Below are 14,801 nucleotides of genomic sequence, written 5' to 3'. Positions count from 1 at the left end.
CACCTTCGATCAGACCCAGGTTACAGCGACGATAAATCATCTCTGAGGAAGCGTCATGACTGGTTGGGACTCCCTGGACGACGGCAAGTACCGTGACGAGAAGGCGGTGATCGCCGACCTGCTGGCCGCCAAGGCCCTGTCGAGCGAAGACCGCGCCGCCGTGCGCGCCGAGGCCGAGGCCCTGGTGCGCGGCGCCCGCCGCTCCGTCCGCAAGCAGGGGGTGGTCGAAAGCTTCCTGCAGGAGTTCAGCCTGGGCACCCGCGAGGGCCTGGCCTTGATGTGCCTGGCCGAGGCCCTGCTGCGCACCCCCGACGACGACACCCGCGACAAGCTGATCGCCGAGAAGATCGGCTCGGCCGACTGGGCCAGCCACCTGGGCGGCAGCGACAGCCTGTTCGTCAACGCCTCGACCTGGGGCCTGATGCTGACCGGCAAGATCGTCGAACCCGACGACGAAGCCAAGAAGGACCTGCCGGGCTTCATCAAGAAGCTGGCGGGCCGCGTGGGCGAGCCGGTGATCCGCGCCGCCGTCGGCCAGGCCATCCGCATCATGGGCGAGCAGTTCGTGCTGGGCCGCACCATCGAGGCGGCCATCAAGCGCGCCGCCGGCGAAGACACCATGTGCTCGTTCGACATGCTGGGCGAAGGCGCCCGCACCGCCGCCGACGCCGAGCGCTACGAGAAGTCCTACGCCGCCGCCATCGAGACGGTCGGCAAGCTGTCCAGAGGCGCCTCCAATGGGGCCGGCCCGGAAAAGGGCCACGGCGTGTCGGTGAAGCTGTCGGCCCTGTGCCCGCGCTACGAGGCCACGCATGAAGACCGCGTCTGGGAAGAGCTCTATCCCCGCACCCTGCGCCTGGCCCTGATCGCGGCGAAGTACGACATCAACTTCACCATCGACGCCGAAGAGGCCGACCGCCTGGCCCTGTCGCTGAAGCTGCTCGACAAGCTGTGCCGCGAGCCGGCCCTGGCCGAGTGGAAGGGCCTGGGCCTGGCCGTGCAGGCCTATCAGAAGCGCTGCGGCGAGGTGATCGCCCGCCTGTCGGCCCTGTCGCAGGAGACCGGCCGCCGCCTGATGGTGCGCCTGGTCAAGGGCGCCTACTGGGACAGTGAGATCAAGCGCGCCCAGGTCGCCGGCCGCCCGGACTATCCGGTCTACACCACCAAGCCCGCCACCGACCTTTCGTACCTGGTCAACGCCAAGGCCCTGATCGAGGCCGCGCCGCACCTCTACGCCCAGTTCGCCACCCACAACGCCCACACCCTGGCGGCCGTGGTGCGCATGGCCAAGAACGCCGGCGTCAAGATCGAGCACCAGCGCCTGCACGGCATGGGCGAGGCTCTGTATAAGGCCGCCGACGACCTCTATGACGGCATCGTCCTGCGCGCCTACGCCCCTGTCGGCGGGCACGAGGACCTGCTGCCCTACCTGGTCCGCCGCCTGCTGGAGAACGGCGCCAACACCAGCTTCGTCCACGCCCTGCTCGACGAGCGGGTGCCGGTCGAGAAGGTGGTGGTCGATCCGATCACCACGGTCGAGGCTCATCCCGACCGCCACGCCAAGATCCCGACCCCGATCGAGGTCTATGGCGAAGGCCGCAAGAACAGCGCCGGCCTGGATCTGTCGGTGAAGGCCGACCGCGACCGCCTGGCCGCCGCCGTCACCGCCATCGACGCCGCCCCGCTGCAATCGGGCCCGCTGATCGGCGGCAAGCTGGAAGCCGGCGGCCCGCCGCTGCCGGTGGTCTCGCCGGTCGACGCCTGCCGCGTGGTCGGCGCGGTGTCGGAAGCCCAGATCCCCCAGATCGACAAGGCCTTCAAGCTGGCCCGCGCCGCGCAAGGCGAGTGGGACCGCGCCGGCGGCCCGGCCCGCGCCAAGGTGCTGCGCGCCATGGGCGACGCCCTGGAAGCCAATATCGAGCGCCTGATCGCCATCCTGTCGCGCGAGGCCGGCAAGACCCTGTCGGACGGCATTGCGGAAGTGCGCGAGGCGGTCGACTTCTGCCGCTACTACGCCGTGCTGGCCGAAAAGCAGTTCGGCGAGCCCGAGGTGCTGAAGGGTCCGGTTGGCGAGACCAACACGCTGGGCCTGGCGGGTCGCGGCGTCTTCGTCTGCATCAGCCCGTGGAACTTCCCGCTGGCCATCTTCACCGGCCAGATCGCCGCCGCCCTGGCGGCCGGCAACGCCGTGCTGGCCAAGCCGGCCGAGCAGACCCCGGTCATCGCCTACGAAGCGGTGAAGCTCTATCACGCCGCGGGCCTGGACCCGCGCCTGCTGGCTTTGCTGCCCGGCCGCGGCGAGACCGTCGGCGCGGCCCTGACCGCCCATGAGGGCCTCGACGGCGTCGCCTTCACCGGCGGCACCGACACGGCCTGGCGGATCAACCAGACGCTCGCCCAGCGCCAAGGTCCGATCGTGCCGTTCATCGCCGAGACCGGCGGCCTCAACGGCATGTTCGTCGACACCACCGCCCAGCGCGAGCAGGTGATCGACGACGTCATCGTCTCGGCCTTCGGTTCCGCCGGCCAGCGCTGCTCGGCCCTGCGCCTGCTGTTCCTGCCCACCGACACCGCCGACCACATCATCGAAGGCCTGAAAGGCGCCATGGACGCCCTGGTCGTGGCGGATCCGGCCGACGCGACCACCGACGTCGGCCCGGTGATCGACGCCGAGGCCAAGGACGCGCTCGAAAAGCACCTTGTCCGCCTCAAGCGCGAGGCCAAGGTGCTGCACGCCCTGGAAGCCCCGGCCGCCGGCACCTTCTTCGCCCCGGTGCTGGCCGAGATCCCGGCCGCCGACTTCCTCGAGCGCGAGGTGTTCGGCCCGATCCTGCACGTGGTGCGCTACAAGCCCGAGGACCTGGAAACGGTCGCCGGCGCCCTGGCGGCCCGCCGCTACGGCCTGACGCTCGGCGTGCACTCGCGCATCCAGGCCTTCGCCGACGAGGTGGTGCGCCTGGTTCCGGCCGGCAACGCCTATGTGAACCGATCGATGACCGGCGCGGTCGTGGGCGTGCAGCCGTTCGGCGGCGAGGGCCTGTCGGGCACCGGCCCCAAGGCCGGCGGCCCCCACGCCCTGCTGCGCTTCGCGGTCGAGCGCGCGCTCAGCGTCAACATCACCGCCCAGGGCGGCGATCCGACGCTGCTCAATCTCTGACCTTGACGACCCCGGCCATGGGCGAGACCCTTCGCCCATGGCCGACGGCTTCGACATCCACATCGACGAAGAGCGCGCTTTCCGGCTCGGGCCGATGGCGGCCATGTTGGACATGTCGCTCGTGGACTATGTGATGTCGCTGATCGACCGCGACATCGCCGCGTCGCCTTTCCGCGAGATCGATCCCGACCCCGCCATCGACGAAGCCATCGCCGACGCCGTAGAGGCCGGCGAAGAAGAGGCCATACCGTGGGAAGTCGTGCGCGATCGTCTGCTCGCGCGTCATAGCTCGACCGACCGCTAGAGCGGATCGACATTCGGCGTTTGAGACGAAAACCTCGTCCCCTCGGGTCGCGCCGCTGGCGCGGCCCGCCCAAGGGCATGCTTGGACAGGCTCAGGATGAGGTTTTTCAGCAGCCCCAGCCAGTAAATGGTCCTCATCCTGAGCTTGTCGAAGGACGAGGACCACGCACCGCGCCTGGAGCCGATCATACCTGGAGCAGCGGTAGACGGCGGCCCGCCGCCGTGCACAATCCCCGGTGTAGTTTCCCGGAGACCTTCCAGCCATGCGTTTCCTGCGATCCACTGCCCTCGCCGCCGCCCTGCTGGTCGCGCCCGCGGTCGCCAGCGCCCAGGTCGAGCCGATCGTCGGCGACTGGTACGGCACGCTGGCGGTGGGGCCGACCAAGCTGCCGCTGGTGTTCCACGTCAAGGCCGACGGCTCTGGCAGCGTCGACAGTCCGGCCCAGCAGGCCCTGGGCCTGCCCGCCACGGCCAGCTTCGCCGACGGCAAGGCCCGCCTGGTCCTGACCGTCCCGGCCGCCGTCTTCGAGGGCCAGCTGTCGGCCGACGGCAAGAGCCTGGCCGGCCAATGGCTGCAAGGCGGCGCCAGCCTGCCGCTGACCATGGGGCGCACCCCGCCCGTCGTCGTCCCGGCCAATCGCCCGCAGACGCCCAAGCCGCCGTTCCCCTATCGCGCCGAGGAGGTGTCGTACCTCAATCCGGCCTCGGGCCTGAAGCTGGCCGGCACCCTGACCCTGCCGCCGGGCCAGGGCCCCTTCCCGGTCGCCGTGCTGATCACCGGCTCGGGATCGCAGGACCGCGACGAGACCCTGTTCGAGCACAAGCCGTTCCTGGTGCTGGCCGACGCCCTGACCCGCAAGGGCGTGGCCGTGCTGCGCGTCGACGACCGCAGCGTCGGCGGCTCGCAGGCGGGCGACCTGCGGACCGCAACCACCGCCGACTTCGCCACCGACGTCGAGGCGGGCGTGGCCTTCCTGCGCGGCCGCAAGGACATCGACCCGGCCCGCGTGGGCCTGATCGGCCACAGCGAAGGCGGGGTGATCGCCCCGATGGTGGCGGCCAAGGACCCGAAGATCGCCTTCGTCGTGCTGATGGCCGGCACCGGCCTGCCGGGCGGCGAGGTGCTGAAGACCCAGTCGCGCGACATCGCCCTGGCCAACGGCGTCCCGGCCGCCAAGGCCGAGGAGCAGGCCCAGCTGGTCGCCGCGGCCAACACCGTGGTGCTGGGCGAGGCCGATCCTAGCAAGGTCAAGCCACGCGTCGTGGCGCTGTTCGTCGAGAAGGGCGCGCCGGCCTCGATGGCCGAGATCCAGGGCCGGCTGTTCAGTTCGGCCTGGTACAAGGCGTTCCTGGCCCTCGATCCGGCGACCTATCTGCGCCAGGTGCGCGCGCCCGTCCTGGCGGTCAATGGCGAGAAGGACCTGCAGGTCTCGGCGGCTGAGAACCTGCCGGCGATCAAGGCGGCCCTGGCCGGCGACAAGGACGTGACGATCCTGGCCCTGCCGGGCTTGAACCACCTGTTCCAGACCGCCGGGACCGGCTCACCGCTGGAGTACGCGCAGATCGAGGAGACGATCGCGCCCTCGGCCCTGGCGACCATCGTCGACTGGACCGTGGCCCGCGCGGCCGCCCCGCCCCATCGGCACGCCGATTAACTTCATCAAATTTGCTTAATCGCTGGACCGGCCCCGAGGGCCTCCGCTAACGTCCCGGCAAATCAGAAGTGGGGAGACACCGGGAATGCTTTCGCGACGCGCGATCCTGGCCGCCGGTGCGGCGAGCCTGACGGCCGGTTCGGCCGCCGTTCCGACCCTGGCCGCGGCGCGCCCGGGCTTCGTGAAGGTCGAAAAGGGCCGCCTTTCCCTGGGCGGCAAGCCCTATCGCTTCGTCGGGGCCAATCTCTGGTACGGCGCCTGGCTGGGAGCCCCGGCCGCCTTCGGCGACCGCGCGCGCCTGACCCGCGAGCTCGACAAGCTGCAGGCGCTGGGCGTCACCAACCTGCGGGTCCTGGGCGCGGGCGAGCGCTCGCCGGCCAAGGTGGCGCTGGATCCCACCTTCCGCGGCCCCGGCGAGGACTACGACCAGGACCTGCTGAAGGGCCTGGACGTGCTGCTGGCCGAGATGGGCAAGCGCGGCATGAAGGCCGTCATCTACGTCAACAACTTCTGGGACTGGTCGGGCGGCATGCCGGCCTATCTGAACTGGACCGGCAACGGGACCTGGTTCCAGCAGGGCGACCCGGCCCACCCCTGGCCGCAGTTCGCCGACTATTCGGCCCGCTTCTATGCCGACGGCAAGGCCAACACCCTCTTCCGCCACTATGTGAAGGCCCTGGTCGGCCGCACCAGCACCGTCACCGGCAAGCCCTATCGCGACGATCCCACCATCATGGCCTGGCAGCTGGCCAACGAGCCCCGCCCGGCCGGCAGCGAAGAGTTCGGCAAGGTCAACCGCCCCGCCTACGACGCCTGGATCGACGGCACCGCCCGCTTCATCAAGAGCCTGGACGCCAACCATCTGGTGTCCAGCGGCAGCGAGGGCGACATGGGGTGCCTCGGCAGCGAGGCCTGCGTGGCCGAGAGCCACAAGACCCCGGCCATCGACTACCTGACCCTGCACGTCTGGCCCAACAACTGGGGCTGGATCTCGATGACCGACCAGCCCTCGACCTACGAGGCCGGCGAGGCCCGCTCGCGCGACTACATCCGCCGCCACATCGCGCTGGCCAAGCGGATGGGCAAGCCGCTGACCATCGAGGAGTTCGGCCTGATCCGCGACGAGCGCGCCTTCGCGCCCGGCTCGCCGGTCACCTTCCGCGACCGCTTCTACAAGATGGTGTTCAGCGAGGTCGAAGCCGACATCAAGGCCGGCGGCCCGATCGCCGGCGTCAACTTCTGGGCCTGGAACGGCGAGGGCCGCGCCCAGCATCCGGACGCCTGGTTCAAGAAGGGCGACCGCTCCTATGTCGGCGATCCGCCGCAGGAGGAGCAGGGCCTGTTCGGGATCTTCGACGCCGACGCCTCGACGGTGGCGCTCATCCGCGACCACGCCAAGGCGGTGAAGGCGATCAAGCGCGCCTAGACACGCTGAGGAAGCGGTAAGCGGATGCTCAACCCTTCCTTCAAAGCTTGGCCTGTAGGGTTCCCGACATAGCGAGCGTCGGGAACCCGAATGAGCACGGTCAATCCGAAGGACCACGACGACCGGGCGAGGCGACGCCGTCGCCTGGCGGCGCTGTGCGACACGCTGCTGGCCTCGCCCTCGCGGGTGAACGGCCTGGCAGCCCGGCTGGCCTTCTGTCTCGCCGTCTGCGCCGCCACCCTGCCCTATTCGCCCTGGATCCCGCCCCTGGCCTGGCTGGCGGTGATGGCGTCCCTGGCGATCGCCGAGCACCGAAACCTGCCGCCGGGCCGGACCCTGTTTTCCTGGCTGCAGAGCGCCGGCTACGCGGCCGCGGCCTTCTACCTGACCTTCTTCGAGACCGGCGCGGCCCAGACCTTCGGCGTCACCCTGTTCGGGGTGGTGATGTTCGAGATCGTGGTCCGCGACTACGCCCGGCCCCGACGCCTGGCGATCAACATGTCGCCGATGGTGGCGGCGATGCTGCTGGTGCAGACCGTGGCGGCCATCTTCCTGATCCGCGCCGACCAGCCCTGGCGGCTGGCCACGGTGCTGGCCACCTCCTACGTCGTGTTCCGCGCCCTGCGCACCGTGCAGGTCGACCTGGCCCGCGCCCGCGCCGAGCTGGCCGACGCCTCGGGCCGCGCCCAGGCCGACGCCCGCACCATCCGCGAGGCCCACCGCATCGCCCTGATGGCCGAGGCCATGGCCGGGGTCGGCCACTGGCGCGCCGACATCGCCAGCGGCGAGATCACCTGGTCGGAAGGCGTCTTCCGGATCTTCGGCCTGCCGCCGGCGCCCGTCGCCCCGGGGCTGACCGAGCAGCTGACCTTCTTCGACCTGTCCGAGCGCGACGCCCTGGAGACCCAGTTCCGTTCGGCCGCCGTCACCGGCGAGCCGTTCGAGACGAGCCTGCGGCTGACCCGCACCGACGGCGCGCTGCGCCACGTGGTCTGCCACGGCGCGGCCGAGCTTGGCCCCGACGGCCAGGTCGAGACCCTGTTCGGCGCGGTGATGGACGTCACCGAGGCCCACGTCAGGGAAGCCGCCCTGCTGGACGCCAAGCTACAGGCCGAAGCCGCCGCCGAGGCCAAGGCCGAGTTCCTGGCCAATATGAGCCACGAGATCCGCACGCCGCTGACGGCCATCAACGGCTTCACCGCCCTGCTGGGCGAGCTGGACGACCTGCCGCCGACGGCCGACGCCTATGTCCGCCGGGTCGACACCGCCGGCCAGGCCCTGCTGGCCGTGGTCAACGACATCCTCGACTTCTCCAAGCTGGAGGCCGGCCACGTCGCCCTCTCGCCCGCCCCTTTCGCGCTGGAGCCGTTCCTCGACGACCTGGCGGCGATGTTCGCCGAGCAGGCCCGGGCCAAGGGCCTGGCGCTGGTCGTCGAGATCGACCCCGACGCGCCGGCCGTGCTCAGCGCCGACGCCGGCCGCCTCAGCCAGATCGCCGTCAACCTGCTGGGCAATGCGGTGAAGTTCACCGAGGCCGGCGAGGTGCGGATCAGCGCCGCCTTCCGCGACGGCCTGCTGCACGTGGCGGTGTCCGACACCGGCTGCGGCGTGCCGGCCGACAAGCGCGAGCGCCTGTTCCAGCGCTTCTCTCAGGTGGACGGCTCGATCAGCCGCCGGCACGGCGGCACGGGTCTGGGCCTGTCGATCTGCAAGGGCCTGGTCGAGCTGATGGGCGGCGACATCGAGATGGTCCCGGCCGACGGCGGCGGCTCGGTGTTCCGCTTCCACGTCCGCGCCACGCCCGCCGACCTGGCGGCGAGCGACGCGCCGGCGCGAACGGCGACGAACGACGGCCCCGCCGCCCAGGTGCTGGTGGTCGACGACGTCGACGCCAACCGCGAGCTGGTGCGGGCCATGCTGCAGGCGATCGGCCACGAGGTGATCGAGGCGGCCAGCGGCGCCGAGGCCGTGCTGATGGCGTCGGACCGGCCGTTCGACCTGATCCTGATGGACCTGCAGATGCCGGGCATGGACGGCTTCGCCGCCGCCCGGGCGATCCGTGGACCGATCTCGGCCAATCGCCAGACGCCGATCATCGCGCTCAGCGCCGACGTCCTGCCCGAACATGTCGGAGCCACGGCGGCGGCGGGCATGAACGGCCACATCGGCAAGCCGATCTCGGCCATGGAGCTGATCGGCGCGGTCGAGCGCTGGTCGGGCGTGCGGCTCGACGCGGCGGAAGCGGAGTTGGCGGAGGCCTGAGGGCGGGCGGCGCTATCGCCGCGCAGCCGCCTTGGCCTTTTCGAACTTGGCGGCCCGACGCTTCAATTCCTGATCGGTTAGCCAATCCAGGAAGCGCGTGAGGACATTCTCCGCGCGGCGCGGATGGGCCTGATCGATGCTGCGCTGGAAGTCGTGGGCGTCGTCGATGGCCCGGCGGAGGATTTCTCGGTGGGCGGCTTCCACCGCATCGAACACCTGCCTTGACCTTTGCTGGGCCTCGGCTGGATCGAGGTCGGCGGATATCTGGGAAAAGTCCAGTTCGACCGTCTGCCCCTCCCGGTATTTGGCGGGCAGGTTGCGGATATCGAAGTCTCCGCGCGCGTCCTCGCCCTCACAGTTGTAGCCCGGCGTCAGGGCGTACCAGTAGGTCTGGGGCTGGGCGCCCTTCCAGCTGTGATAGATCTTCACGTCCTTGTGGCTGAGCACCAGCTTGCGTTTGTTCACGCCCATCGCGCCCTCCCCCGGCCTGGATCGCCAACAAGCGCGAAAACGGCGCCGGCCGCAACCCTGCCGCGCAAACGAAAACGCCGCCCCCGGGAGACCCGGAGACGGCGCTTTGATCGGCGAACCGGCGGAGCGGATCAGGGCTCCGAAAGCCCCGTGTCGCCCTCGTCGGTGAGGTTGAACTCGTACCAGACGCCGTTGAGGACGCCGAAGGCCAGGGCCAGGCCGAGGCCGAGGATCCAGGTGAAGTACCACATGCTCGTTCTCTCCTCTCAGTACAGGGCCGGGTCGGTCTTCAGGGCGGCGCTGCTCGTGCGGCCCCAGAGCACCCGGTAGACGAAGGCGGTGTAGGCCAGCACCACCGGCAACAGCAGCACCACCACGATCAGCATGGTGAACAGCGTGGAGTGGCTGGACGAGGCGTTCCAGACCAGGAAGCTGGAATGGGCGTCGACCGTGCTGGGCAGGATGAACGGGAACATCGACAGGCCGCTGGTGGCGATGATGCCGGCGGCCGAGGCCGAGGATCCGCCGAAGGCCAGGCCTTCCTGCCGCTTCAGCAGGCCGAAGGTCGCGAAGGCCGCACCGACGAAGCCAAGCACCGGGGCGATGACCATCCAGGGATAGCGGACGTAGTTGTCGAACCAGGCGCCCGGGGCCGCCACGGCCGTGGCGCGCAGCGGGTTGGAGGGTCCGGCCGGATCGACCACGCCCTCGACCCGGAAGCCGAGCTTGCTGGCCAGCAGGCCGCCGAGCGCGAACAGCACGATGCTGGCGACGCCCGCGACCAGGCCGAACTTGCGGGCGCGGTCGACGATCGGGCCCCGCTCGGCCTTCACCGACAGCCAGGCCGCGCCGTGCAGCACCAGCATGCTGGTCGACAGCAGGCCGCAGACCAGGGTGAACGGCGTGAAGAGTTCGAAGAACGAGCCGTGATAGGTGCTGCGCAGGTCGCTATCGAGCTTGATCGGCGCGCCTTGCAGCACGTTGCCGACGGCGACGCCGAACACCAGGGCCGGCACGAAGCCGCCGACGAACAGCGACCAGTCCCAGAACGAGCGCCACTTGGCCTCCGGCCGCTTGGACCGGTACTTGAAGCCGACGGGTCTGAGGATCATCGCCGACAGCACCAGGAACATGGCCAGGTAGAAGCCGGAGAAGGTGGCGCCGTAGACCATCGGCCAGGCGGCGAAGATCGCCGCCCCGCCGGTGATGAACCACACCTGGTTGCCTTCCCAGGTGGCGCCGATGGTGTTGATCACCGTGCGCCGCTCGTCGTCGTTGCGGCCGACAAAGGGCAGCAGGGCGGCCACGCCCATGTCGAAGCCGTCGGTCAGGGCGAAGGCGATCAGCAGCACGCCCAGCAGGCCCCACCAGATCAGGCGGAGGGTCGGATAGTCGAGGGGGAGTTCCATGATGCGAACCTCCTTAGGCGACGGCTTCGGCGACGACAGGCGCACCGGAGTCTGTTGGGAAGGCTTCCTGTTCGGCGAACGGACCCTTCTTGATGGTCTTCAGGATCAGCCCGACCTCGACCACCGCCAGGGCGCCGTAGAGCAGGGTGAAGCCGATGATGCTGGCCAGCAGCTGCGGCACGCTGAGGCTGGAGGGCGACAGGAAGGTGGGCAGCACCCCGTCCACGGCCCAGGGCTGACGCCCGACCTCGGCCAGAACCCAGCCCAGCTCCGTGGCGATCCACGGCAGCGGGATGGCCAGCACTGCCAGGCGCAGGAACCACTTGGTGTGATGCTTGCGCAGGGTGACCAGCACGAAGGCGGTGGCGAAGAGGGCGATCATCAGCAGGCCCGTGCCGGCCATGATGCGGAAGGCCCAGAACATCACCGGCACGTTGGGCACGGTGTCCCAGGCGGTCTTGGCGATCAGCTCCTTCGAGGCCGTGCGCGGGTCGGCGACATGGCGCTTGAGCAGCAGGGCGTAGCCGAGATCGCGACGGTTCAGCTCGAAGACGGCCCGGGCCTCGATGTCCTTCGGATTGGCCTTCAGCTTCTCCAGCGCGTCATAGGCGACGACGCCGTGCTCGATGCGGTCCTGCGCCGAGGCCACCAGTTCGAAGATGCCTTCGACCGGCTTGTCGATGCTGCGCGTGGCGATCAGGCCCAGCACATAGGGGATCTTGACCTCGGCGTGGGTCTTGCGGTCGGCGAGGCTGGGGATGCCGAAGGCGGTCAGGCCGGCCGGGGCGGGCTCGGTCTCCCACATGGCCTCCAGGGCCGCGAGCTTCATTTTCTGGTTGTCGGTGAGGGCGTAGCCGCTCTCGTCGCCAAGCACGACGACCGACAGGGCGGACGCCAGGCCAAAGGCGGCGGCGACGGTCATCGACCGCTTGGCCACGCCCGTCCACCGGCCCTTCAGCAGGTAGAAGGCCGAGACGCCGAGCACGAAGACGGCGGCGATGGTGTAGCCGGCGCTGACGGTGTGTACGAACTTGGCCTGGGCCACCGGGTTGAAGATCACCGCCTTGAAGTCGGTCACCTCCATCCGCATCGTGTCGGGATTGAAGGCCGCGCCGACCGGGTTCTGCATCCAGCCGTTGGCGATCAGGATCCACAGGGCCGACAGGTTGGTGCCCAGCGCCACCAGGAAGGTGACGAGCAGGTGGGTCACCGGCTTCAGCTTGTCCCAGCCGAAGAACATCAGCCCCACGAAGGTGGCCTCGAGGAAGAAGGCCATCAGGCCCTCGATGGCCAGCGGGGCGCCGAAGATGTCGCCCACATAGTGCGAGTAGTAGGCCCAGTTCATGCCGAACTGGAATTCCATGGTGACGCCGGTGGCGACCCCAAGGACGAAGTTGATGCCGAACAGGGTGCCCCAGAACTTGGTGACCGTGCGCCAGATCGGGCGCTTGGTCATGACGTAGACCGCCTCCATGATGAACAGCATGAAAGACAGCCCCAATGTCAGGGGCACGAAAAGGAAATGGTACAGGGCCGTGAGGGCGAACTGCAGGCGGGATAAATCGACGACGGCGGGATCCATGGGTAGCTCCGGGGTCGAACGGCGATCGGTCGCGCCGGACGAGCATCTCGCCTTAGGCGTGTCGGCGGAAGGGGTCTTTGATCCCGATCAAGGCCGCCCTCCGATGGAGCGCTAGACCCCGCTCATGACCGCCCGCTCCCCCGTCGAGACCGAGATCCTCACGCTCGCGCGCCCGTGGCTGCGCGGCTTGAACAAGATGACCGCGAACGGCGGCCGATCGGCGGTGCTGTGGCGGCTGGCCGACGTGGCCGGGGCGGCGGGTTTCGCCGCGGGCCTGGCCTTCGGCATCGACGCCCTGACGCGGAGCCTGAACGAGGCCCTGCCCTTCCTGGCGCTGGCCCTCGGCTCGGCCCTGGCGCGCGGGGCGATGGCGGCGCAGGCCGGCAAGGCGGGGGCGGAGGCCGCCGCCCAGGCCAAGGCCCACGCCCGTCGCGAGGCCGCCGCCTCGCTGCTGGCGCCCGGCGCGCCGCGCGGCGGGGCCGCCGTCACCGCCGTCATGGAAGGGGTCGAGGCCCTGGACGGCTATGTCTCGCGCTTTGCGCCCGCCCGCAGCGCCTCGGCGATCGCGCCGCTGCTGCTGATCGCCCTGACCGCGATCGCCAGCCCAGTCTGCGCCGGCATCCAGCTCTTCACCCTCTTGCCGTTCATCGCCGCCATGGCGCTGGCCGGCATGGCCGCCGCCGACGCCTCGCGCCGGCAGTTCCTGGCCCTGGAGCGGCTGTCCAGCCTGTTCCTCGACCGGGTGCGGACCCTGCCGGTGGTGCTGGCCTTCCAGGCCGAGGGGCGGGTGACGGCGGGGCTCGCGCAGGCGGCGCTGGACCTTTCCAAGCGCACCCAGGCGGTGCTGCGGGTGGCGTTCTTCTCGTCGGCGGCGCTGGAGTTCTTCGCCGCCCTGTCGGTGGCGCTGGTGGCGGTCTATTGCGGCTTCAACCTGCTGCGCCTGCTGCCCTTCCCGGTTCCGGAGACGCTGGACCTCAAGCGGGCCTTCTTCGCCCTGGCCCTGGCGCCCGAGGTCTACGCCCCGATGCGCAGGCTGGCCGCCGCCTATCACGACCGCCAGGCCGCCGAAGCCGCCGCCCTGACCCTGGCCCGCATGCCCACGCCCGCCCCGGCCGCCGCGCCGCTGGCCCTGACGAAGGCGCCGAACATCCGCTTCCAGGGCGTCGGCGTGACCTATGCCGGCGGCGAGGGCGCGGTGTTCGAAGGCCTCGACCTGATCGCGCCCGGCGGCACGATCACCGCCCTGCTCGGCCCCAGCGGCTGCGGCAAGACCACCGTGCTGAACCTGCTGACGGGCCTGGCCCCGCTCACCGCTGGCGAGGTGCGGGTCGGCGACGCGAAGCTGTCGGACGCCGGCTCCTTCGCCGCCAACCTGGCCTGGGCCGGGCAGTCGCCGCTGTTGCTGGCCGGTTCGCTGGCCGACAACCTGGCGCTTGCCCGCCCGGGCGCCTCCCACGAAGACCTGGAAGCCGCCGCCCGTCGCGCGGGCCTGTCCGACCTGCTGGACCGCCGGGGGGGCCTCGATGCGCCGCTCGACGAGCGCGGCGGCGGACTGTCGGGCGGCGAACGCCGGCGGCTGGGCATCGCCCGCGCCCTGCTGAAACCCGCACCGATCCTGCTGCTGGACGAGCCGACCGCCGATCTCGACGCCGCCGCCGAGGCCGCGATGATCGCCGCGATCAAGGAGGCCGCCGCCGGCCGCACGACCCTGATCGCCACCCATTCGGAGGCCCTGGCCGCCGTCGCCGACCAGGTGGTGCGCCTGTGAAGACCGCCAGCGCCCTCTCGAAACTCGTCGCCGAGCAGCGCCGCCGCCAGGCCAAACCGCTGATCCTGGCCGCCGCCTGCGCCGCCGTGGTTGGCGCGGCCTCGACCACTCTGCTCGGCCTGTCGGGCTGGTTCATCACCGGCGCGGCCCTGGCCGGAGCGGCGGGTCTGGCGACGGCCCAGGCCTTCAACGTGCTGCTGCCCAGCGCCATGATCCGCCTGCTGGCCATACTGCGCACCGGCGCCCGCTACGGCGAGCGGCTGCAGGGCCACGCCGCGGCGCTGGACGCCCTGGCCGCCATCCGCCCGCGCCTGTTCGCCGCCCTGGCCGCCGCCCCGCCGCGCGAGGCCCTGGCCGTCTCGCGCGGCGAGGCCGCCGCTCGCCTGGTGCAGGACGTCGACGCCGTCGAGACCCGCTTCGTGCGGCTGTCCGCCCCCTGGGGCGCGGCCGCCGGGGTCGGGCTGGCGGTGGCGCTGTCGGCGATCGCCGGGATCGGCCCCGCCGTCGCCATCGCCCTGGCCGTCGCCCTGCACCTGATCCTCGCCCGGCTTCTGACCCGCAGGCTCAGCGCCCCGGCCGGCGCGGCGATCCAGGCGGCGGCGGGCGAACTGAAGGAAGCCCTGGCCGCCTTCGCCGCCGCCGCGCCGGAGCTGAAGGTCTATGGCGTGCAAGGTCCCGCCCTCGACCGCATCGCGCAGCTGGGCGGCAGGCTCGACGCCCTGAAGGTGCGCGCCGTGCGGGCGCAGGGCGTGCTGGCCCTGTCGGAAG

At 70.7% G+C, this 14,801-nt stretch carries 11 protein-coding genes; 7 read left to right on the top strand and 4 right to left on the bottom strand.

Annotated features, from left to right (window positions below; genetic code table 11):
* The first annotated feature begins 55 nt into the window (after window positions 1-55).
* From putA to AC2YHT_RS04800, 5 genes are all read left to right on the top strand, one after another.
* Window positions 56-3,157, top strand: coding sequence for a bifunctional proline dehydrogenase/L-glutamate gamma-semialdehyde dehydrogenase PutA (gene putA / locus AC2YHT_RS04820; RefSeq protein ID WP_487288447.1), 3,102 nt, complete (start codon window positions 56-58; stop codon window positions 3,155-3,157).
* Window positions 3,158-3,194: 37 nt separating this feature from the next.
* On the top strand, window positions 3,195-3,461 hold the full coding sequence (locus AC2YHT_RS04815; RefSeq protein ID WP_487288446.1) for an antitoxin: 267 nt from the start codon (window positions 3,195-3,197) through the stop codon (window positions 3,459-3,461).
* A gap of 262 nt (window positions 3,462-3,723) precedes the next feature.
* Window positions 3,724-5,115 carry an alpha/beta hydrolase family protein gene (locus AC2YHT_RS04810; protein WP_487288445.1) on the top strand — a complete coding sequence of 464 codons (1,392 nt, stop codon included), beginning with the start codon at window positions 3,724-3,726 and terminating at the stop codon, window positions 5,113-5,115.
* Window positions 5,116-5,200: 85 nt separating this feature from the next.
* Entirely contained in the window at window positions 5,201-6,541 is a 1,341-nt protein-coding gene (locus tag AC2YHT_RS04805; RefSeq protein ID WP_487288443.1) for a glycoside hydrolase 5 family protein, read from the top strand.
* A gap of 90 nt (window positions 6,542-6,631) precedes the next feature.
* The gene (locus AC2YHT_RS04800; protein ID WP_487288441.1) at window positions 6,632-8,803 is read left to right on the top strand and encodes a hybrid sensor histidine kinase/response regulator; all 2,172 of its coding nucleotides are present in this window, start codon (window positions 6,632-6,634) and stop codon (window positions 8,801-8,803) included.
* A 12-nt stretch (window positions 8,804-8,815) separates the two neighbouring features.
* Here AC2YHT_RS04800 and AC2YHT_RS04795 read toward each other — a convergent pair whose 3' ends face one another.
* The 4 genes from AC2YHT_RS04795 to AC2YHT_RS04780 form a co-directional block, all read right to left on the bottom strand.
* Window positions 8,816-9,274, bottom strand: a complete 459-nt coding sequence (locus AC2YHT_RS04795; protein ID WP_487288440.1) for a hypothetical protein — start codon at window positions 9,272-9,274, stop codon at window positions 8,816-8,818.
* A 131-nt stretch (window positions 9,275-9,405) separates the two neighbouring features.
* Window positions 9,406-9,525: a cytochrome bd-I oxidase subunit CydX gene (cydX, locus tag AC2YHT_RS04790; protein ID WP_110119140.1), complete on the bottom strand. Its 120-nt coding sequence runs from the start codon at window positions 9,523-9,525 to the stop codon at window positions 9,406-9,408.
* Between the two features lie 15 nt (window positions 9,526-9,540).
* Window positions 9,541-10,683 (bottom strand): cytochrome d ubiquinol oxidase subunit II, encoded by a 1,143-nt coding sequence (cydB, locus tag AC2YHT_RS04785; protein WP_487288439.1) that lies wholly within the window; start codon window positions 10,681-10,683, stop codon window positions 9,541-9,543.
* Window positions 10,684-10,696: 13 nt separating this feature from the next.
* Window positions 10,697-12,265 carry a cytochrome ubiquinol oxidase subunit I gene (locus AC2YHT_RS04780; RefSeq protein WP_487288438.1) on the bottom strand — a complete coding sequence of 523 codons (1,569 nt, stop codon included), beginning with the start codon at window positions 12,263-12,265 and terminating at the stop codon, window positions 10,697-10,699.
* Window positions 12,266-12,389: 124 nt separating this feature from the next.
* Here AC2YHT_RS04780 and cydD point away from each other — a divergent pair, with 124 nt between their 5' ends.
* Together cydD and AC2YHT_RS04770 are read left to right on the top strand one after the other, a co-directional pair.
* On the top strand, window positions 12,390-14,033 hold the full coding sequence (gene cydD, locus AC2YHT_RS04775; protein ID WP_487288437.1) for a thiol reductant ABC exporter subunit CydD: 1,644 nt from the start codon (window positions 12,390-12,392) through the stop codon (window positions 14,031-14,033).
* A partial coding sequence (locus AC2YHT_RS04770; RefSeq protein WP_487288436.1) for an ABC transporter domain-containing protein occupies window positions 14,030-14,801 on the top strand: 772 nt, incomplete at its 3' end. The genes cydD and AC2YHT_RS04770, both read left to right, overlap by 4 nt.

It is taken from the genome of Caulobacter sp. SRI_008 (assembly GCF_057586355.1).
This window is presented reverse-complemented; position numbering and strand designations above follow the sequence as displayed.